The following is a 20,443-nucleotide window of genomic DNA, read 5'->3' on the forward strand; positions in this document are numbered from 1 at the left end:
AAGTATGGGCGCAGCACAGCACCTGGACATCGCTGGCGCGAAAGGCGGCAGCAGCAAGCCGAAGACGCCTGTTGAGGCGCCGGACAGCCTACAGTCGACCAACATCGCGAGCATCCTGCTAGCCGTGGGGGAAGGGGAATTCGACGGCACGCCAACTGACCGTGACATTTACCTCGACAACACACCGATCATGGATGTCAGCGGCAACGTGAACTTCCCGGGCGTGAGTTGGGAGTGGCGTACAGGCAGCATCGATCAGGAATACATCAAGGGTATTCCTGCAATCGAGAACGAGAACACGGTTAACGTCGAGCTGCGTAGCGACAACCCATTCACGCGCGCTCTGAGCAACACCCAGCTTTCGCGCCTACGCCTTCGCTTCACCTGGCCTCGCTTGGCCAGCCAGGACAGTAGTGGCAACACCAACGGGTATCGTATCGAGTATGCGATCGACATCGCTACCGACGGCGGTGCCTATGTCGAGGCTCACCGTGGCGCAGTGGACGGCAAGACCACCAACGGCTATCAGCGCTCCGTCAGCGTCGACCTTCCAGCCAGCACTTCGGGCTGGATGTTCCGTGTCCGTCGGATAACGCCGAACCAGAACAGTGGCACTGTAGCCGACACTATGACTATCGCCGGCTACACCGAAATCATTGACGAGAAACTGCGCTACCCCAACACCGCGCTCCTGTACATCGAGTTTGACGCCCAGCAGTTCCAGAACATCCCTGCGGTAACCGTGAAGTGCAAGGCCAAGCGCTGGCCGGTGCCGACCAACTACGATCCCGTTGCACGCACCTATACCGGCGTATGGGACGGCACCTTCAAGCAGGCCTGGACCAACAACCCGGCCTTTGTGACTTACGGCCTGTGCGTCGAGGATCGTTTCGGCCTAGGTAAGCGCATCAAGTCGTGGATGGTCGACAAATGGGAGATGTACCGCATCGCCCAGTACTGCGACCAACTGGTGCCGAACGGGCAGGGCGGCCAGGAGCCGCGTTTTTTGTGCGACATGAACCTGCAGGGTCGCGCTGAGGCTTGGACGCTGCTGCGCGACCTGTCGGCTATCTACCGTGGCATGGTGTACTGGGCTCACGGCTCGTTGTTCATGCAGGCGGACATGCCGCGCGCCCAGGACATCGACTACGTCTTCACCCGGGCCAACGTCATCGATGGCGAGTTCGTCTATGGCGGCGCCGAGCGCAATACGCACTACAGCCGCGCCCTGGTCAGCTACGACAACCCGGCTAACAACTACGACACCGATGTCATTCCGGTCACCGACAATGCTCTCCAGCGCCGCTACCGAGACCGTCCGGTGGAGATTTCGGCCATCGGCTGCACCCGTGCGTCCGAGGCTCAGCGCCGCGGCAAGTGGGCGCTGCTGAGTAACAGCCAAGACCGCACCGTCACTTTCAAGACCGGCATGGAAGGGCGCATTCCGCTGCCTGGCTACGTGATTCCCGTCGCAGACGAGCTGGTGGCGGGCCGTCCAAACGGCGGCCGGATTTCGGCGGCTGCCGGGCGCGTTGTGACATTGGACCGTGACACGCCGATCAAGGCAGGCGACCGGCTGATCTTGAACCTGCCGAACGGCACTGCCCAGGCACGCACGGTGCAGTCAGTCGCCGGCCGCGCGGTGACGGTAACCACCGCGTATGGCGTGCAGCCCGAGCCGGAACTGCAGTGGGCAATCGATTACCACGACCTGGCTGTCCAGCTGTTCCGGGTGCTGAAGACTACGCGCACCCAGGAAGGCGACTACGAGATCACCGCCCTCGAGTTCAACCCGAGCAAGTTTGCGGCGATCGACACCGGCGCGAAGCTGGATGAGCGTCCGATCAGCGTCATACCTGTGACGACCGTGCTGCCACCTGCCAGCGTTACCCTGACCTCGACCTACGCCGTGGACCAGGGAATCGGGGTCAACACCATGACCATCGCCTGGCCTGCAGTGCAGGGGGCCGTGGCCTATGACGTCGAGTGGCGTAAGGACAACGGCAACTGGGTCCGTGTGCAGCGCACCGGCGCTGCCTCCGTTGAGGTAGTGGGGATTTATGCCGGTGCGTATCTGGCTCGCGTGCGCGCGGTTAGCTCATTCGACATCACCTCGATCTGGCGCGACTCCAGCCTCACCCAGCTCCAAGGGAAGGTCGGACTGCCACCGGCCGTCGCGTCGCTGTCGGCTACTCCGCTGGTTTATGGCACTCGGCTGAACTGGGCCTTTCCTCCCGGTGCGGAAGATACCCAGCGCACGGAAATCTGGCAGAGCCCGACTACCTCCCATGATGACGCCGCCAAGCTGGGCGACTATGCCTATCCGCAGGCCGAGCACGAGATTCACGGACTGGCTGCGGGCGTGTCCTTCTACTACTGGGCTCGCCTGGTGGACCGCAGCGGCAATGTGGGGCCTTGGTATCCGGCGGGCGTCGGGGTAAACGGGCAGTCCAGCAGCAACCAGTCCGAATATGAGGAGTACTTCAAGGACAAGATCAGCAATGGTGCCTTGTATCCCGCACTCCGGGAGGAAATTTCGCTGATTTCGGGGCCGCCAACCCAGGCAGGTTCGGTAGCCCAGCGTCTTGCAGCTGAGGCGACTGCTCGTGCCCAGGCCATCGCTACTGAGGCCACGGCCCGGGGTCAAGCCATTGCCGCTGAAACATCGGCCCGTAACCAGGCGATCGCGACGGAGGTGGTGGACCGCAACAAGGCGATCGCCGTCGAAACCCAGGCGCGCACCAAGGCGATCAGCGATGAGTCAGCTGCCCGTGCACAGGGCTTGCTGTCCGAAGCGCAGGCGCGCGGGGCAGCGATCACTAGCGAGACGCAGGCCCGTCAGTCGGCAGACGACTCGCTCAGCCAGAAGATCGACACCGTCACGGCGTCCGCCGGCAATAATGCCGCGGCGATTCAGGCAGAGGCCACCACCAGGGCCAATGCCGATTCGGCGCTGGGTCAAAGTATCGCTACAGTGGCGGCAAGCACCGCGTCGAACGCCGCCGCGATCGGCAATGAGACCACGGCACGGACCAATGCTGACTCGGCCCTGGCCTCACAGATCGCCACGCTGCGCGCCGAATCTGGAGGGTTTGACTCGACGTTGAACTACGGCTTTGCCTCCACCACTGAGGGCTGGTCTGGTACTCGCTGCACGCTGGCGGTTGAGAACGGCCGCTTGATCGTCACGAATGACGGCGCTGGGGCATACCTCAACGCTCCGGCTGTCTCGATCAAAGGACGGGACCACGACCGTATTCGTTGCCGGATCACCCGGCGTGCGGGCACCGGCTGGACTGGCCAGGTGTCCTACGCCACGGCCGGGCACGGCTCGTCGACCGCGTACAACAAGATCATCCCCAACCCTGGCCTGGCGGTCGGGCAGACCATGGTGCTCGAGTGGGACATGTCGCAGCTGACCAATGGCGGCAGCGACTGGTCGGACAGCACGATCACCAGGTTCTACCTGTGGATCAGCGGCACTGCGGGTGATGTCTTCGAAATCGACTGGATCGCTGTTGGCCAGATCGCGCCGTCGGCGTCGGTCGCTTCGGTTGTGGATGAGCGTACCGCCCGGATCAGTGGCGATGAGGCGAACGCCTCTGCCGTCACCGCGCTGGGCAGCAGCCTGACCACTACCAACCAGAACGTCACCGCCGCCCAGCAGGCCGCCCAGGACGCGGCCACGCTGGCGGGTGGCAAAGGCAAGGTGCTGGTGCAGGCGACTGCACCGGCCGCTGCGGATCGTCTCCCGCAGAACCTGTGGATCGACACCACCGGCAACGCCAACACCCCGAAACGGTGGAGCGGTACCGCCTGGCTGGCTGTGACGGACAAGGTGGCCACCGACGCCGCAGCGGCTGCACAGTCGGCACTGTCGCAGCTGGCCGGCAAGGCTGATGCTTCGGCGCTCCAGGCGCTCAGCACCACGGTGACCAACCAGGGCAACACGTTGTCGAGCCAGGGCAGCAGCATCACCGAGCTCAACAACAGCCTGCAGACCACCAACGGCAACGTTGCCACGGCTCAGCAGGCGGCCCAGGCCGCAGCCAGTCTGGCCGGCAGCAAGGGCAAGGTGCTGTATCAGTCGGCGGCGCCGGCGGTGGCCGACCGTCAGGCGGAAAATCTCTGGATCGATACGACTGGGGCGGCGAATACGCCCAAGCGCTGGAACGGCAGTGCCTGGGTGGCCGTCACCGACAAGGTGGCGACCGACGCCGCCGCAGCGGCTGCCAGCGCGCTGGCGCAGGTGGCGAACAAGGCCGATGCTTCAGCGCTCCAGGCATTGAACTCCGAAGTAATCAGCCAGGGCACCACCCTGACTAGCCAAGGTGCGGCGCTCACCCAGCTCAAGGCCTCGATCGGGCAGCAACCTGACAACCTGATCCTCCGCGGTAGCTTCGAGGATGGTCTGGTCGAGCCCTGGACGAACAACCCGGGCATCACCAATATCTCGGCGCACCCATCGGCCGGGAAGGGTATCTCGTTCTACGACAACAGCTTCTGCGGCGTGGGCTTCAATGTCCTGACCAAGGGCGGCGAGCAGTTCGACCTGGCGGCCGATGTCTGGCCGAACTACATGACGGCGGGGCAGACCACCCGCCTGCAGATGCAGTTTCAGGACAAGGCCGGGGCCAACCTGGGCTATTTCACGGCATTTACGGTGTCGGCAGCGTCCACAGGCTTCAAGGCGCAAGCCGGCCGCATCACCGCGCCGGAGGGAGCGGTTTCGGCGCGGTTCGTGACCCGGACTGAGCCGGCAGACGGTACCGGCCGCTCGCTGTGGTGCAACATCCTGGCGCGCCGGGTGACGGCGGCTGACGCGGCCAACGCGGATGCGGTGAGCAACCTCACCAGCACGGTCACCCAGCAGGGCACAACCCTGACCAGCCATGGCCAGGCCCTGACCCAGCTGAGCAATGACCTGCAGAGCGTTGCGCAGGGTAAGGCAGACGCTTCGGCCTTGCAGACGCTGAGCAATACGGTCACCAGCCAAGGCAACACCCTCAGCAGCCAGGGCGCGAGCATCACCCAGCTGAACAGTGGTCTTCAAACCACCAACGGCAACGTGACCACAGCGCAGCAGGCTGCCCAGGCGGCATCGGACAAGGCTGGCGCCAAGGGTGAGGTCATTTATGGCACTGCCACGCCGGCCGCCGACAAGCGCCTGGCGCAGAACCTTTGGATCGATACCACAGGAGGGGCGAACACACCCAAACGCTGGACCGGCTCTGGCTGGGTTGCGGTGACGGACAAGGCGGCAACGGACGCCGCCGCGGCGGCAGCCAGCGCCTTGGCGCAGGTGGCCACGAAAGCCGAGGCCTCAGCGCTGCAAACCCTGAGCAACACCGTTACCAATCAGGGCAATACGCTGACCAGCCAGGGCAATGCACTCACCGGGCTGCAGGCGTCCATCGGCAGCCTGGCCGGGAACGGGGCCAACCTGCTCGACAGCGCGTACAGCTGGCTGGCCTCGATCACGCTGCCGGAGCTCAGCGGGCAGTTGCTTGCCCGCACTGGCGTGGCTGTAGCGGAAGCCGACTCCGGGTTCGGCCTGCGCCTGGTGACCACAGAGGCGAACAACATCTTCGCCTACGTGACCCTGGCGCCGTCGAACAACGCGGCCGGATTCAACATGCGGGTGGAAGCGGGCACCTACCTGGTGTCGATGTATGTCAAGGGAGACACGGCCGGCCAGGTCATGGCCAACCTGTACGACGGCGTCACCTCGCGCTCGGCCACGCTGAACTACACCACCGACCGCCAACGTCTGACTTTTGTCATCACGATCACGGGCAGTTCCAAAGTCGGCCTGCTGATCTACCCGAACCGCCACAACGCTGCGAGTGCCGCGATCGTGGTGGACTCGATCATGGTCGAGAAGCGGGTAGGCGAGAGCAACGCCCCGTCGCCATTTGTGGCGGGACCGTCGGCACGTGCAACCGGCGTGCTGGCGGCGGCCAACCAGGCCTTGGATGTGCGGGTGACGCAAGCAGAGAGCGGCTTGTCCTCGACCAGCGCGGCTGTCACAACCTTGGGCAACAGCCTGCAAACCACCAACGGCAACGTCACCACCGCGCAACAGGCGGCGCAGGCGGCTGCTGACTTGGCGTGGAGCAAGGGCAAGGTGCTTTACCAGACTGCCGCGCCGGCCGTTGCTGATCGGCAAGCGGAGAACCTGTGGATCGACACGACTGCTGCGGCCAACACCCCGAAACGATGGAACGGTTCGGCGTGGGTGGCGGTGACCGACAAAGTGGCCACGGACGCGGCTGCGGCTGCACAGTCGGCGCTGACGCAACTGGCCTCCAAGGCAGATGCATCGGCCTTGCAGACGCTTCAGTCGACCGTCACCAGCCAGGGCGGCACGATCAACAGCCAAGGCACCGCGCTGACCCAGCTGAAGGCTTCCTTGAGCCAGCAGCCGGACAACCTGGTGCTGCGTGGGACGTTCGAAGATGGTCTGGTCGACCCGTGGACGGGTAACCCGGGGATTGCAGGGCTGACCGCCCACCCGTCCGCCGGCAAGGCGATCGCGTTCTATGCAAACAGCTTCTGTGGTACCGGACGATTCATCGTCTCGGGAGGCGAGCAGTTCGACTTGTCGGCGGACGTGTATCGCGCCTACATGACGGCTGGGCAGACCGGCAACTTCCAGGTGCAGTTCTTCGACAAGACGGACACCAATCTGGGCTACTTCAACGCCTTCACCTTTTCGGCGGGCGGCGGCTTCCAGACGTTCTCCGGGCGGCTCACGGCGCCGGCTGCGGCTGTATCGGCGCGCTTCGTCACGCGGATTCAGCCGGCAGACGGCACAGGGAGGGCGCTGTGGTGCAACATCGTTGCCCGCCGGGTAACCGCAGCTGATGCGGCCAACGGCGAAGCGATTAGCACCTTGGGCACCACGGTGACGCAGCAGGGCACGACGCTTACCAGCCAAGGGCAATCGCTGCTGAGCCTGACCAATCGCATGACCGATGCCGAAGGCGTGAACAGTGCCCAGGCAACGGCCATCAGCCAGATGGACACGACGGTCAAGCAGCAGGGCACGGCGATCACTGCGGCCGCCACCCGCTTGGACGGGCTGTATGTCCAGGTGAACCCGGAAATGGAAGGCGACAGCACCGGTCTGGCCGGCGCCACGGGTGGTCTGGTGGGGGTGTGGACTGAGCAGTCGGCCCGGATCGAGGATGGTATTGCCATTGGGCGGCAGGTCGAAACTGTCCAGGCGCAGATGGGCCAGACCAATGCTTCGGTGCAGCAGGTCAGTGAAGTGGTTGCAGGTGTTGATGGCAGGGTGTCGGCCATGTCTTCTTGGAAGACCGAGACCAATGCCAATGGTAAGAAGGTGGCCACCGGCATCATCCAAGGAAGTGATGGGTCGGTTGGGGAGATCCTGCTGTCGGCCGACCGTGTGGCAATCATCAACGGGTTGAACGGGCCAGAGGCGAGTTTGTTCGTGTTCCAGGATGGCCAGCTGTTCTTGAACTCTGCATTGATCAACCAAGCGTTCATCCAGAGTCTGGTTGTGGGTATGACGCTTCGGTCCCAGGCGGTCAACTCGCAGGGGCTGCCACTGATCGAAATCAATCTGGCTTCAGGATCGTTCACTGTGCGCGGCCAGGATGCCAACGGATCGACGTTGCTGAACAACGGCGGTCTGTACGTCTACGACGCCAATGGCACCGAGCGTACAGCAGTAGGGAGGCTTACCTGATGGCTGATTTGTATGGGCTCCGGACGAGGGATGCGGCCGGGGCCATTACGCTGGACACAACGATCACCTCCGTGCGCTCGTTGAAAATGATGCAGGTCGCTGGCAATGGCGCGTTCGACCAATACATAGCTATTCCCGAGATTCAGGCCCAGTCGTTTGTGGTGGTGGATGCGCTGTTTGACGCCGGTGAAAACACCTTCTCTCCACAAGCTTGGTACTCCGCGGGGCAGTTGCAACTAAGGCAGCCCGGCACGCGGACATGGCAGGTGATGATTCTCTCCCAGGGCGGTGAGCCATTCGCGGCTTCCGGATCATACGGCATCAAGGCGGCTAACAACGGCATTCGAACGCAAATTGACGCCATCAACAAGGTGCTGACCGTCCACTCCAATGGGGGCTTCAACATCGGCTTTCAGGGACCTGGTAGCGGTAATCAGATTCAGTGGGGGGATGTGACATTTCCGATCCCCATCACCACGTATGAGCGGCCACTGATATTTCTGAATGCCGAGAACTACATGATGGTGGGGAACTTTTACGTCAAAGGGAGCCCGGGGAACTGGACCGGATTCCGGCTCAAGGCCTACAACAACCAAGTGGCTCACGGTGAAGTAGCGCTGTACCCGATGAATATCAAGTGGTTCTGCGCCAGTTACCAAACACCTGCTGTTTCGGCGGGTATCTATGGGGCTTCAGTGAGGGACGCTTCCGGAGCGCGAACCTTTGTGACATCGGCGAACTTGGCGCTTTTAAACGGCCAACCGGCCAGCAACCAGTTTATCCAGGCAGGGAATCCCATCACAGGCGGTGCCTACTATGCGCCGAGCCAGCAGATGCCGTGGACGGGTAGCTACGAGGACTATGTGTTGGCTAATGCGCTGTTCTCGGTAACCAATATTGAACAGACGGCCCAGCCGTTCCGAGCCAACTTCGGAGGTTTCCTTCCAGGCAATAGGTCGTTGTTGCAGATGTATTGCGACAACGCCTCGGGGATCAATCCACTCACAGCCAACGGGCGAACGCTGTTTGCCTCCCGGCCAATGAAGCCGCTTTAAGGACCTACTATGGCAAAACAAACAATCAACCTCGGGACAGCGCCCACCGGCGCTGGTGGGGATGACCGTCGGAGCGCGTGGCTGAAGGCGATCGCCAACTTCGATGAGCTCTACAACTTCATTGCAACTGCCTTCAACAGAGCCAATATCGTTGGTTCGGTAGGACAGGCCTCCGGAGTTCCGACTGGCGCCGTGCTGCAACGGGGCAGCAATGCCAATGGTGAATTCATCCGCTTTGCAGATGGCACTCAAATCTGCTGGGGGATGGCCAACATGACCCATAACGGAGCGTCGCTTGCGCCGACCAGTGTAGGCATCACGTTCCCGGCAGCATTCACTGGTTATGTCAGCACAGCTAACCCGAAGATTTCGACGCAGGTCACCATGGCTTACCCCGTTTCGAACAACAGTGTTCAGATCAACCGGCTCAGTGGCTGCGCGACCAGCAATTCCGGGATGCTGATTGAGGGCGCATGGTCGCCTGGTCAATCGTGCTATGTAGGGTGGACTGCTACCGGGAGGTGGTACTGATGAGGCTGCAACTATCCCCCGTGTTCTTCCTGGGGCAGGCGCTAACCGTCTACAAGCAGGGCGACAGCCTGACAATCAATGGCTTGACGCTGGACTTCACCCAGCTGCCAGAAGGCGCCACGCTGCCTGCCGCCGCTACTGGGACCGAATGGATCGTTTCACCGGTGGAGCGTATTGGTGGCGATCTGGTACTTACACTGCTCTTACCTATTCCTGACGAAGCGGACCAGGCGGCGCGATATCCAGCGGATATCGTGACACCGGCTGACGGCTTGGTTGCGCTGCCGATCCCTGACGCAGAACAGCCCGCGCCTGCTCAGGGCTATGCGGCCATCGATTGGAGCCAGGTAGTCACCGCTGAGGACAAGGCCCAAGCCGCTATTGAGCAACTGCGGACGACGGCCATGGCCGAGATTGCCCAACGCCGGGCGGCGGCCGACCTGGCCATCGCCCCGCTGCAGGATGCAGTGGACCTGGATGACGCGACCCCGGCTGAGGCGGAAGCCTTAATAGCTTGGAAGCGCTACCGCGTATCGCTCAACCGCCTGCAGGATCAACCCGACTACCCCAGCGCGATCGACTGGCCAGCACTGCCGGCCTGACCCAGCGCCTCCCCCCCAAATCCAACCGCCACCGGCGGTATTTTTTTGCCTGGAGAACACCATGCCTTTCATCGCCATCAATCTCACCAACGCCTACGACGCCGAGAACAACACCCGCTTCGCCACTCAGGAAGAAGCCGATGCTCGCGCTCGAGCGGTCCTGAACCAGTTTCCTACTGCGCAGGTGTTCACCGCCCAGGTGCTGAAGGATTACAGCGCCAAGGTTTCGATCACTGCGAAAGAGCCGGCTGAGCCCGAGGCCGCGCCAGCGCCCGAAGAACCCGCCGCTTGACCCTTACAACTATCCCAGCCCGCCCCGGTGCGGGCTTTTTTGTGCCTGGAGAAAACCTATGACCACACCGCGCGGCGTCCGGAACAACAACCCCGGCAACATTGATTTCAATCCCCGTAACGCTTGGCAAGGCCAGCTCGGCCTGGAAGAGGGAGTAGCCAAACCGCGATTCGCTCGCTTCGACCATCCCGAAAACGGCATCCGCGCCTTGGGCAAGCTGCTGATCAACTACCGAGGCAAGGACGGCATGCCCGGCGTGGGTGGGAAGGGCATCGATACGGTGCTCGAGACCATCAACCGGTGGGCGCCGAGCAACGAGAACGATACCCAGGCCTACGCTTCAGCCTTGGCAAAGCGTCTGGGCGTGAGCACCACCGACCCGATCAATATCAAGGACCCTGCCACCCTGCGCGGGATGGTGCTCAGCATCATCATCCACGAGAACGGCGGGAATCCATACCCCGATGCAATCATCAATGAAGGCGTGCGGCGGGCGCTGGCGTGACCTGGCTCGGCGCGGTACCGGCTTGGTGCTGGTGGTTGATCGCCCTGGTCCTGGTCGCCGGCGGGCAGCAGTACCGGGTGGTGGTTGCTGACGAGGCGGCGGCCGATGCGCGGACGGAAACTGCCAGGGCAGACAAAGCCCTGACCGATTACCGCCTTGAGGTATCCGAGCACGACCGGCGCGCCGCGGCCCAGGCTAGGGCCGAAGAACAACGCCGCCAGGCCGTGGCGGACGAGGAGGGTGAGAGTGCACGACAGAAACTGGAACTGGCCCAAGGCCGCGCCGCTGCTGCTGAGTCTGCTGCTGGTGGGCTGCGCGGGGAAATCGCCAGACTGCGGGATGGCCACCGAGCCACCTGCGATACCATCGCTACCCAGCAGCGCCAGGCAGGAACCTCTGCCGTCGTGGTGCTCGGGGGATTGCTTGAAGACGCTGACCGAATGGCGGGAAGCTGCTCAGCAGCGCTTGAGCGAAGCCGAATAGCTGGGTTGGCGTGCGAGTCGATCTATAATGGGCTGACCAAGTGAACAGGTCATCGAAGTGGACAAGCGCACGTTTATAGGGATGGTCGAGGCCGGCGAGCCGCTGATTCAGCAGGCTATCGACGCCATGCGTGAGTATCACCAAGCTCAAGATCGCGGTGCGCCTGCAGAGGAGATCGAGCGCCTTCGCCTGCTAGCCGAGTCGCTGTTCCAGGCGGTCTCCGACTACCAGCTTCGCGCTGTGGCCAAGGCCCGTGGAAAGGAGCTGCCGCCTCTTCACTGAGCCAGCCACCGCGAGGACTACCCTTCTGTCGGCAAACGCCAGACACTTAGCCGCGCGACGCTGGTGCTTTCTGACCTGCTCGCACGGCCTGACAAGCGGGCTGGAGAGCTGACGAAAGGGGTGATTACGGCAGATGTTGGCTTGCGAGCGCTTGTATGAGATCTTGTTGCCATGACTTGGGGTCGAGCAAGCCTCTAATTCGGAACGTAGAGAGTTATCATGTTCAAAGATTTAACGAATTTTTCCTACCAGCTCGCTCTTTTCACCGAGAGTGGAAAGATAATGGCTGATGAGCTGAGTGTTGCTTGTAGAAATAAAATGAATATTGGCGCATACACGCCTGCGCTCATTCCAGAAATGCCAGGCATGCCAGACGAAATACCTCGGCTTCAGATACAGACAGATCGAGGATTTCAAGTTGGAATGAGTAACATTAGGATCGATTTCGTAATTGATCTCCCGTTTGGGCTTGATAGTAAAGATAGGGAGGGGTTTATTGAGAATGCAAGGCGTCTTTTGGAGTTGCTTGATGAGCGAGGCTTTGTGTATTCCAGAGTTGGGTTTGTAAAGAAGTATCTAAAAGTTATGCCTGATGCAGGTAAGTTTTTGTCGGGCTTGTTTGGAGGGGTGGGTGGGAGTAGTTTGACTGATTTCAGTGTAAATGCTTCGCAGCGTATCGAAGTGGCCGGTAAGCAGTGTAATAATATATTTAATGTGGGTAGTGGAGTCATTCGTGGGGGAGAGGTGGGGGTAGTTGCCTTGCGCGATGTAAATATTGTTCCTGGTCAGGGTTCTATAGTTAAGGATGATGTTTTAAGTTTTATGGCTGAGGCTGAGAGCATCCTTGGTGTAGAAAGTTTTGACGAGTTTGTTGGGGGATAGAGATGTCTCAGGGAAGGACTGAAGGAAGTAGTGGTACTATTAGTAGTAGTGTGAGTAGCTCAACAATAATTTCCTCAAGCTCTACTGTAGGGGAGAAGAAGTATTCTGCTGATGCGACGGAGCCTGCAGATTATTCAAGACTAAAATTTGAAGAGTTGGCTGCCGTGGCAGCAAATATTGCGGCAGCAAAGGCAGAGCAGGCGGTAAGTGCTAGACTTTCGGCAGCAAACCAAGCGCAAAAGAAAACAGCCTCCATGTTGAATGAAGCTACAGCCATGCTTAATTCAATTAAAAGCGGGCTTGAGACTTCTTCTAGGATGCAGGCGCAGCTAGAGGCTGATATTGCTAATATTAAAGGCAATGCTATCTCTGCTTTGTCGTTGTTTGTTTCTTTTTTCGCGTTCATTACTGTAACAATAAATGTTTTTGGTAAGGCTGATAGTGTTTTTTCTGCAGCAGTTCTTGTGACGATTTTCTGGTGTTTGCTGGTCGGATTCAATCTTATTATCTCGCTGCAGTTCAAGGTTATAGCAAGCAGTCGTGCTGCTTGGTTGGGTCTTGCTTTTGTTTTGACTCTTTCGGTTTCAATGATACTTCTTTTGTATTTTTTTGGATCTGGTTATAAGCTCTTTGGGTCTGGACATAGATTTTTGGTTTGATGGGTCTGGTCATAAGGTATAGTAATGTCTGCATATAAAACGGGTTCAGCAACTGTTTTATAATAACGAAAGCGCTGCGCATATTTAGGCCGCTATAGCAAGTACTAGACCCAAGATCGGGCGCGCTGACGGAGGAGATCGACTGCATGGGCTTGCCGCCCAAGTCGCTAGACGGTCTCCGCTTGCCAGCTTCGTGTGATGGCTTAGGCCCTGAGCAAGGAGCTTTCCGCCCCTTCACTAGCCTGTCGATCGGCAGTTGCCCCGGCATGTGCCGCCATAAGATACTGTATCCATATACAGTTAATGGCCAGCCGAAATGACCGCAACCCTACCCATCGAAGCCGACGACAAGCAGGTGTCGGTAGACGAACTGCTCAAGCTGCGGGCACCCAGCGTTTACCTGGTCAAGGTGGACGGCGAAAGCATGCAGGGTGCTGGCATCTACACCGGTGACCTGCTGGTGGTCGACAGGTTGGTCGATGCCCGGTCGGGCGATATCATCATCGCCGCAGTGAACGGCGAGGCCACCTGCAAGCGCATGGTCATTCGTGACGGGCAGGTAGTCCTGATGTCGGAAAACCCGAAGTACCCGTCCCGGTACATTCTCGAGGGAGACCGGTTCGAGGTGTGGGGCGTGGTCACACACAGCATTCGGGGTCATGACCGTCGACTGTGAGTAGCTATATAAAGGAAGGGGAATGGTCGGCAGAGCGCCGGGGGCTGGAATAGCTGCGTTGTCATAAAGCTGGCATTATCGAGCCATACAGGCCCCAATAGGACCTAAAGGATGTCTTCCCGAAATGATGCAGCCCCCATGGTTAAAGGGCTGCAACTTAGTCACGCAAGCTTTTGCAACTGGATCCGCTACAAGCACCTGGTGCTGATCGACACCCTGGCGCGCACCCGCAACATGCACGCAACCGCCACGCGCATGAACCTCAGCCAGCCGGCCCTGAGCAAGATGCTGCGCGATCTCGAAGAGCAGTTCGGCTTTGCCCTGTTCGAGCGCTTGCCACGCAGCATGCCGCCCACTGAGCTGGGTGAATACGTGGTGCGTTATGCCCAGGGTGCGTTGGCCGAGTCGCAGCAATTCGTCGACCAGGTCAACCGCCTGCGCAACGGCGGGCACGGTTTTATCCGCGTCGGTGGCATCTTTGCCGCGACTGCACTGGTACTGCCCCAGGCCATCGCCGCGATCAAGGCACGCAGCCCGCTGCTGTCGATCGAAGTGGTGGAGCATTCCAGTGATCACCTGCTGACCATGCTGGAGCAGAACAAGCTCGACATCATGATTGGCCGCTTCACCGAAGAGCGCTTCAGCCAGCTGTTCGACTTCCAGCCCCTCGAACCCGAACCGTTCAGCCTGGTGGTCAACAGCGAGCACCCGCTCAACCAGCTGGAAAGCCCGCCACTGTCGGCGCTGGGCGACTGGCCGTGGGTGCTGTACCCGGTGGGCACGCCGATCCGCAACCGCCTGGAACAGGCGTTCCGGGTGGCCGGTATTGCCACGCCCGTCGACAGCGTCGAGACCATCTCCATGCCGATGTTCCTGCAGCTGCTGCAATCGGCGCCGATGATTGCCATGTTGCCGCGTTCGATGGTTGCCGCGCAGCTGGCCAGCGGGCAGTTCAAGGAGCTGCGCAGCCCCTTGCATGTACCCGCGCTGGAGTATGGCGTGGTCACCCGCAAGGATGAACCGCTGAGCGCGTCGGCCCGGGCGTTTGTCGAGATTTTGCTGGAAGGCGCCAAACAGCGACAGAAGGAAGTTACGTCTGCAACTGCCTTGGACAAGACCTGATGGTTCACGGGGTCCCTGTGGGAGCGGGTTTACCTGCGAAGCAGTCGACGCGGTGCATGGCACCGGCTGCGCCGGTGTTCGCGGGTGAACCCGCTCCCACAGGATATGTGCTGGCTTGAGCACTTGGGCAGTCTATTAGGCGATCAAGGATCACCGCCCAATCACAACTTCCGATAACCACTGGTTATCAATTGATCGGATCATCTCATTGGGAATGCTGCGCAAGGCTTCTTACAGTGGCAACAGCCATAACAAGAAGCCCGCCGCACCGCCCTGAGAGGTCCCATGCAACTGATTGCCAAGTCCGGTGACCTTGCCGTCATCCGCCTCAACCCGCTGGACAACGTGCTTATCGCCCGCCAGGCCTTGCCGCAAGGCCTGCACCTGGATGCCGAGGCGATTACCGTGCGCCAGCCGATTCCTTCAGGCCACAAGCTCGCGACCGAACGCGTGGAGCAGGGCCAGCCGCTGCGCCGTTACGGGCAAATCATCGGTTTTGCCTCGCAGGCCATCAATGCCGGCGATCACGTGCATGTGCACAACGTACAAATGGGGGATTTTGCCCGTGACTATGCGTTTGGTGTCGACACTCGCAGCCAGCCTGGCAGCGAAGCGCAGTTCCAGGGCATCGTGCGCGCCGATGGGCGGGTTGCCACCCGTAATTACATCGGCATTCTCACCTCGGTGAACTGCTCGGCGACCGTCGCCAGGGCGGTGGCCGACCATTTCCGCCGTGACATCCACCCTGAGGCACTTGCCGACTACCCGAATATCGACGGCGTGGTCGCCCTGACCCACGGTGCTGGCTGCGCAGTAGACCCCAGCGGCGAAGCCCTTGGCTTGCTGCGCCGCACCCTTGCCGGGTACGCCGTGCACCCCAACTTTGCTGCCGTACTGATCATTGGCCTGGGCTGCGAAACCAACCAGATCGAAAGCCTGCTGGAAACCCAGGGCCTGCAAGCCAGTGCGCAGCTGCGGGCCTTCACCATCCAGGGCATCGGCGGTACGTCGAAAACCATTGCTGCCGGCATCGAGCAGGTCAAGAGCCTGCTGGCCGAGGCCAACCACGTCCAGCGCCAACCGGTCAGCGCACGGCATCTGGTGGTCGGCCTGCAATGTGGCGGCTCCGATGGCTACTCCGGCATCACCGCCAACCCGGCACTGGGCAACGCCGTGGACCGCCTGGTGGCGGCCGGTGGTACCGCAATTCTGTCCGAGACCCCGGAAATCTACGGCGCCGAGCATTTGCTGACCCGCCGCGCGGTCAGCCGTGAGGTGGGCGAAAAGCTGGTGGCGCGCATCCGCTGGTGGGAAGACTACTGCCAGCGCATGAACGCCGAGCTGAACAACAACCCTTCGGCCGGCAACAAGGCCGGGGGCCTGACCACCATCCTCGAGAAGTCCCTGGGCGCAGTGGCCAAGGCGGGTTCCAGCAACCTGGTCGATGTGTACCAGTACGCCGAGACCGTGCGTGCCCGGGGCCTGGTGTTCATGGACACCCCTGGTTACGACCCGGTCTCGGCCACTGGCCAGGTGGCTGGCGGGGCCAACCTGATCGCCTTCACCACCGGGCGTGGTTCGGCTTACGGCTGTGCCCCGGCACCGTCGATCAAGCTGGCCACCAACAACCGGGTGTTCGAACACCAGGAAGAGGACATGGACGTCAATTGCGGCGGTATTGCCGATGGCTCCACCAGCATCGAGGAGCGTGGCGCGTTCATCTTCGAGCAGATGCTGCGCATTGCTTCCGGGGAACGCAGCAAAAGCGAACAGCACGGATATGGGCAGAACGAGTTCGTGCCCTGGCAGATCGGCGCCGTGACCTGATTGACCGCTCCCGTCCCGCTTACGAGATAACAACAATGACTCAACCCACACACCACAACGTGCAAGCGCTCACCACTTTTGTCGAGCAACTGTTCGAAAAAGCCGGTGCCGATACCGAAGTCGCCCAGGTGGTGACCCGGGTTCTGCTCGAAGGTGAACTGCTCGGGCACCGTACCCACGGCCTGAACCTGGTCAGCCGCTACATCGGTGGCATGCAGGAAGGCAAGGTCAAGGCCCGCGCACAGGCACTGGAACAGGTGTCGGACAGTGGCATCGCCAGCGTGTTCGATGGCCATTACCTGTTGGGGCCTTACTGCGTCAGCCGTGCCCTGGACTGCGCGGCAAAAGGTGCGACTGCGCAGGGCATCGGCATTGCGGTGGTGCGCCGTGCTTCGCACATTGGCTGCCTGGCCGCCTATCTCAAGCCCTTTACCGACCAGGGCCTGGTGGCCATGGTTTATTCATCGGACCCCTCCGTGGGGCTTGTCTGCGCCCACGGTGGCATCGACCCGATCTACACCCCCAACCCGATTGCTGCCGGTATCCCGACCCAGGGCGAGCCGATCCTGCTGGACGTGAGCATGTCGACCGTTACCCTTGGGCTGGTTGGCCAGTGCCGCGATGCCGGCAGCCGCCTGCCGCACCCGGTACTGGTGAGCAATGACGGGCAGCTGAGCGACGACCCGGTCGATTTCTTTACCCGCCCGCAAGGCAGCATCCTGCCCCTCGGCGGCCAGGGCTTTGGCCACAAAGGCTTTGCCCTGGCGCTGCTGGTCGAAGCCCTGACGTCCGGCCTGGCCGGCCATGGGCGAAAGGATGCCCCTGAGCAGTGGGGCGCCTCGGCCACTGCCGTGGTCATCGACCCGCGCTTCTTCGGTGGCTTGGAAGCGTTCACCGATGAAACCAGCTTCCTGGGCCGACTGGTACTCGCCAGCCGCCCGCTCGACCCTGCGCGCCCGGTGCGCTTGCCTGGGCAGGCTGGCCTTGCCCTGCGCCGCCAGGCCCTGCAGCAGGGCGTGAGCCTCTCGCCACAGCTGCTGGCTGACCTTGATCGCCTGGCCGGCCAATTGCAACTGCCGGCACTTTCCCAATGATGCACAGTAAGGGTACACAGATGACTGACCGATCGAACGCCAATCAACCGCTGCCGCTGAGCCAGGATGCCAGTGTGTTCGACAGCGGCAGCTGGGTAGGGCGGGTGTGGCTGGCGGACCAGGGGCCGGCGGTGGTGCTGGTGAAAGCCGGCGCGGTCTACGACATCAGCACCCACGTGGCGACTGTCTCGGCCCTGCTGGAAGTGGCCGACCCGGTGGCCTACCTGCGCGCCTTGCCGCTGGCCGAACCGCTGGTGGCGCTATCGGTGTTGCTGGACAACAGCGACCCCACCCAGCGCGACCCGAGTCAGCCATGGCTGCTGGCGCCTGTCGACTTGCAGGCGGTGAAGGCCGCTGGCGTAACCTTCGCCACCAGCCTGCTGGAACGTGTGGTGGAAGAGCAGGCCAAGGGCGACCCGGCCAAGGCCGATGCCATCCGTGACACCTTGGCCAGCCGCATCGGCGCCGACCTGTCGCAGATCGTGCCAGGCTCGGCCCAGGCCGAAGCGCTGCGAAAGGTGCTGGTGGAGCAGGGCCTGTGGTCGCAATACCTGGAAGTGGGCATTGGCCCTGATGCCGAAGTGTTTACCAAGGCCCAGCCGCTGTCGGCAGTTGGCCACGGTGCCGATATCGGCATCCACCCCAAGTCCAGCTGGAACAACCCTGAGCCGGAAGTGGTGCTGGCAGTATCCAGCGATGGCAGCATCAAGGGCGCCATGCTCGGCAACGACGTCAACCTGCGCGACTTCGAAGGCCGTAGCGCCTTGCTGCTGTCCAAGGCCAAGGACAACAATGCCTCCACCGCACTGGGCCCGCTGCTGCGGCTGTTTGACGAAAGCTTCGGCCTTGACGATGTGCGCAACGCCGAAGTGGACCTGCGGGTTGAGGGGCAGGACGGTTTTATACTGTCTGGCCGCAGTTCCATGCGCCAGATCAGCCGCGACCCGCAAGACCTGGTGCAGCAAACCCTCAACGAAAACCATCAGTACCCCGACGGCATGGTGCTCTTCCTCGGTACCCTGTTCGCCCCCAAGCAGGACCGTGACCAGCCGGGCAATGGCTTTACCCACAAGCCGGGCGATGTTGTGACCATCAGCAACCCGCAACTGGGTACCCTGTGCAACCGCGTGACCACCAGCGACCAGGCACCGCAGTGGGCGTTTGGCCTGCGCGCGTTGATCGACAACCTCGGCCGGCGTGGCCTGCTGGAGGTTGCAGCTACCGCACGCCAGCCTTGAGCGGCACGCTGCGCAAGGGAGGGGCGCAGGAACATCGATGGATCGCCAAAGCGCTGACAGCGCGGCAACAATAATAATAAAGGTCGACACATGAACCCTATGAAGAAGTACCAGCGCATCACCGTTGTGTTCCTGCTGCTGATCGGCATCGTCAACTACCTGGACCGTAGTGCGCTGTCGATCGCCAACACCTCCATCCAGAAAGACATGATGATCAGCCCGTCGCAGATGGGCATCCTGTTGTCGGCGTTTTCCATTGCCTACGCCTTTGCCCAGTTGCCAATGGGCATGATCATCGACCGCCTGGGCAGCAAGGTCGCGCTCGGCGCCTCGCTGCTGGGCTGGTCGGTGGCCCAGGCGGCGTTTGGCATGGTCAACAGCTTTGCCGGGTTCATGGGCCTGCGGGTGCTGCTGGGGATTGGCGAGGCGCCCATGTTCCCGTCGGCGGCCAAGGCCCTGTCGGAGTGGTTTGATGCCAATGAGCGCGGCACGCCGACCGGCGTGGTCTGGTCGTCGACCTGCCTTGGCCCGTGCCTGGCGCCGCCCTTGCTGACGCTGTTCATGGTCAACTTCGGCTGGCGCGGCATGTTCATCATTACCGGCGTGATCGGCGTGGTGCTGGCGGTGTGCTGGCTGACGTTCTACAAGAGCAAGGCGCGTTACCTGGCGGAACTGGAGGCCGAAGGCAAGCCGCTGCCAGCGGAACACAAGGCGCCTGTGGCCCCGGTGCAAACGCCGAAGGCTTCGTACTTCGCCGGCTGGCTGGACCTGTTCAAGCACCGCAGCACCTGGGGTGCCGTGCTGGGTTTCATGGGTGTGATCTATATGCTGTGGCTGCACCTGACCTGGTTGCCGGGCTACTTCGAGCGTGAACACGGCCTGGACCTGTACAAGACCGCCTGGGTCGTGTCGCTGGCCTACGGCTTTGGTGCGGCGGGTACAATCGTTGCCGGGCGCTTCTGCGACCGGCTGGTGAAGGGTGGCATGACTGTGCTGGGCAGCCGCAAGTTCAGCGTCATCACCGGCCTGGTGCTGGCGGCGCTGTTCACCTTGCCGCTGTCGTTCGTCACCGGCCTGACAGGCTGCGTCATCCTGCTGTGCCTGGCACTGTTCAGCATCAACATGGCCAGTGCCACTGCCTGGATGATCGTCAATACCATCGTTGACAGCCCGCGCGTGGCCTCGTTTGGTTCGATCCAGAACTTCGGCGGCTACATTGCCGGCTCCGTGGCGCCGATCGCTACTGGCTTCAGCATCCAGTACTCGGGCTCGTTCACTACGGCGTTCATGATCAGTGCGGTGGTGGCGTTGTGCTCGGCGGTGGCGTACTTCCTGTTGCTGCAGGCGCCGATTGGCAGTGCCAAGGACGAAGCAGGGGAGATTACTGGAGCGACTGAACAGGCATAAATCCTGGGGGCGCTTTGCGCCCCAAGCGGATCGTTGATCGTGACGCGACCCACGGCTCTTGTCAGGCATGG

16 protein-coding genes are annotated in these 20,443 nt (G+C 61.6%); all 16 read left to right on the plus strand.

All coding sequences use genetic code 11. The annotated features are described in order from the left end of the window. Positions 1–4: 4 nt before the first annotated feature. The 16 genes from SB756_RS07845 (at position 5) to SB756_RS07920 (ending at position 20,372) form a co-directional block, all read left to right on the plus strand. Complete coding sequence (locus SB756_RS07845) at positions 5–7,717, plus strand: DUF1983 domain-containing protein (protein WP_410910595.1); 7,713 nt, start codon at positions 5–7, stop codon at positions 7,715–7,717. Continuing rightward, positions 7,717–8,772 carry a hypothetical protein gene (locus tag SB756_RS07850; RefSeq protein WP_410910596.1) on the plus strand — a complete coding sequence of 352 codons (1,056 nt, stop codon included), beginning with the start codon at positions 7,717–7,719 and terminating at the stop codon, positions 8,770–8,772. Before SB756_RS07845 ends, SB756_RS07850 begins: the two co-directional genes overlap by 1 nt. Before the next feature lie 9 nt (positions 8,773–8,781). After that, positions 8,782–9,303, plus strand: a complete 522-nt coding sequence (locus SB756_RS07855; RefSeq protein ID WP_410910597.1) for a hypothetical protein — start codon at positions 8,782–8,784, stop codon at positions 9,301–9,303. After that, entirely contained in the window at positions 9,303–9,905 is a 603-nt protein-coding gene (locus SB756_RS07860) for a tail fiber assembly protein (protein WP_410910598.1), read from the plus strand. The genes SB756_RS07855 and SB756_RS07860 overlap by 1 nt, the downstream gene beginning before the upstream one ends. A gap of 61 nt (positions 9,906–9,966) precedes the next feature. Further along, a complete protein-coding gene (locus SB756_RS07865) occupies positions 9,967–10,197 on the plus strand; it encodes a hypothetical protein (RefSeq protein ID WP_410910599.1) in 231 nt (76 codons plus the stop codon). A 58-nt stretch (positions 10,198–10,255) separates the two neighbouring features. Continuing rightward, positions 10,256–10,702, plus strand: coding sequence for a structural protein P5 (locus SB756_RS07870; RefSeq protein ID WP_410910600.1), 447 nt, complete (start codon positions 10,256–10,258; stop codon positions 10,700–10,702). After that, positions 10,699–11,229: a DUF2514 family protein gene (locus SB756_RS07875; RefSeq protein WP_410910601.1), complete on the plus strand. Its 531-nt coding sequence runs from the start codon at positions 10,699–10,701 to the stop codon at positions 11,227–11,229. The genes SB756_RS07870 and SB756_RS07875 overlap by 4 nt, the downstream gene beginning before the upstream one ends. Positions 11,230–11,242: 13 nt before the next feature. Continuing rightward, positions 11,243–11,467, plus strand: a complete 225-nt coding sequence (locus tag SB756_RS07880; protein WP_371039853.1) for a hypothetical protein — start codon at positions 11,243–11,245, stop codon at positions 11,465–11,467. Between the two features lie 219 nt (positions 11,468–11,686). Then, a complete protein-coding gene (locus SB756_RS07885; protein WP_410910602.1) occupies positions 11,687–12,349 on the plus strand; it encodes a hypothetical protein in 663 nt (220 codons plus the stop codon). A gap of 50 nt (positions 12,350–12,399) precedes the next feature. Beyond that, a complete protein-coding gene (locus SB756_RS07890) occupies positions 12,400–13,008 on the plus strand; it encodes a hypothetical protein (RefSeq protein ID WP_410910603.1) in 609 nt (202 codons plus the stop codon). Between the two features lie 316 nt (positions 13,009–13,324). Beyond that, positions 13,325–13,684 (plus strand): LexA family protein, encoded by a 360-nt coding sequence (locus SB756_RS07895; RefSeq protein WP_410910604.1) that lies wholly within the window; start codon positions 13,325–13,327, stop codon positions 13,682–13,684. Between the two features lie 138 nt (positions 13,685–13,822). After that, positions 13,823–14,806, plus strand: coding sequence for a LysR family transcriptional regulator (locus SB756_RS07900; protein ID WP_410910708.1), 984 nt, complete (start codon positions 13,823–13,825; stop codon positions 14,804–14,806). Positions 14,807–15,091: 285 nt separating this feature from the next. After that, positions 15,092–16,633 carry a UxaA family hydrolase gene (locus SB756_RS07905; RefSeq protein WP_341795788.1) on the plus strand — a complete coding sequence of 514 codons (1,542 nt, stop codon included), beginning with the start codon at positions 15,092–15,094 and terminating at the stop codon, positions 16,631–16,633. A gap of 35 nt (positions 16,634–16,668) precedes the next feature. Continuing rightward, positions 16,669–17,727 carry an Ldh family oxidoreductase gene (locus SB756_RS07910; protein ID WP_341795787.1) on the plus strand — a complete coding sequence of 353 codons (1,059 nt, stop codon included), beginning with the start codon at positions 16,669–16,671 and terminating at the stop codon, positions 17,725–17,727. 20 nt (positions 17,728–17,747) lie between these two features. Then, on the plus strand, positions 17,748–18,965 hold the full coding sequence (locus SB756_RS07915) for a fumarylacetoacetate hydrolase family protein (RefSeq protein WP_410910605.1): 1,218 nt from the start codon (positions 17,748–17,750) through the stop codon (positions 18,963–18,965). Positions 18,966–19,064: 99 nt separating this feature from the next. Continuing rightward, positions 19,065–20,372: an MFS transporter gene (locus tag SB756_RS07920; RefSeq protein WP_410910709.1), complete on the plus strand. Its 1,308-nt coding sequence runs from the start codon at positions 19,065–19,067 to the stop codon at positions 20,370–20,372. Positions 20,373–20,443 lie beyond the last annotated feature (71 nt).

It is taken from the genome of Pseudomonas sp. SIMBA_068, assembly GCF_046534705.1.
GTDB classification, from domain to species: Bacteria; Pseudomonadota; Gammaproteobacteria; order Pseudomonadales; family Pseudomonadaceae; genus Aquipseudomonas; species Aquipseudomonas putida.

Coding starts and splice junctions, on each gene's coding strand:
- SB756_RS07845 (WP_410910595.1), top strand. CDS start 5: ATGGGCGCAGCACAGCACCTGGACATCGCTGGCGCGAAAGGCGGCAGC.
- SB756_RS07850 (WP_410910596.1), top strand. CDS start 7,717: ATGGCTGATTTGTATGGGCTCCGGACGAGGGATGCGGCCGGGGCCATT.
- SB756_RS07855 (WP_410910597.1), top strand. CDS start 8,782: ATGGCAAAACAAACAATCAACCTCGGGACAGCGCCCACCGGCGCTGGT.
- SB756_RS07860 (WP_410910598.1), top strand. CDS start 9,303: ATGAGGCTGCAACTATCCCCCGTGTTCTTCCTGGGGCAGGCGCTAACC.
- SB756_RS07865 (WP_410910599.1), top strand. CDS start 9,967: ATGCCTTTCATCGCCATCAATCTCACCAACGCCTACGACGCCGAGAAC.
- SB756_RS07870 (WP_410910600.1), top strand. CDS start 10,256: ATGACCACACCGCGCGGCGTCCGGAACAACAACCCCGGCAACATTGAT.
- SB756_RS07885 (WP_410910602.1), top strand. CDS start 11,687: ATGTTCAAAGATTTAACGAATTTTTCCTACCAGCTCGCTCTTTTCACC.
- SB756_RS07895 (WP_410910604.1), top strand. CDS start 13,325: ATGACCGCAACCCTACCCATCGAAGCCGACGACAAGCAGGTGTCGGTA.
- SB756_RS07900 (WP_410910708.1), top strand. CDS start 13,823: ATGGTTAAAGGGCTGCAACTTAGTCACGCAAGCTTTTGCAACTGGATC.
- SB756_RS07905 (WP_341795788.1), top strand. CDS start 15,092: ATGCAACTGATTGCCAAGTCCGGTGACCTTGCCGTCATCCGCCTCAAC.
- SB756_RS07910 (WP_341795787.1), top strand. CDS start 16,669: ATGACTCAACCCACACACCACAACGTGCAAGCGCTCACCACTTTTGTC.
- SB756_RS07915 (WP_410910605.1), top strand. CDS start 17,748: ATGACTGACCGATCGAACGCCAATCAACCGCTGCCGCTGAGCCAGGAT.
- SB756_RS07920 (WP_410910709.1), top strand. CDS start 19,065: ATGAAGAAGTACCAGCGCATCACCGTTGTGTTCCTGCTGCTGATCGGC.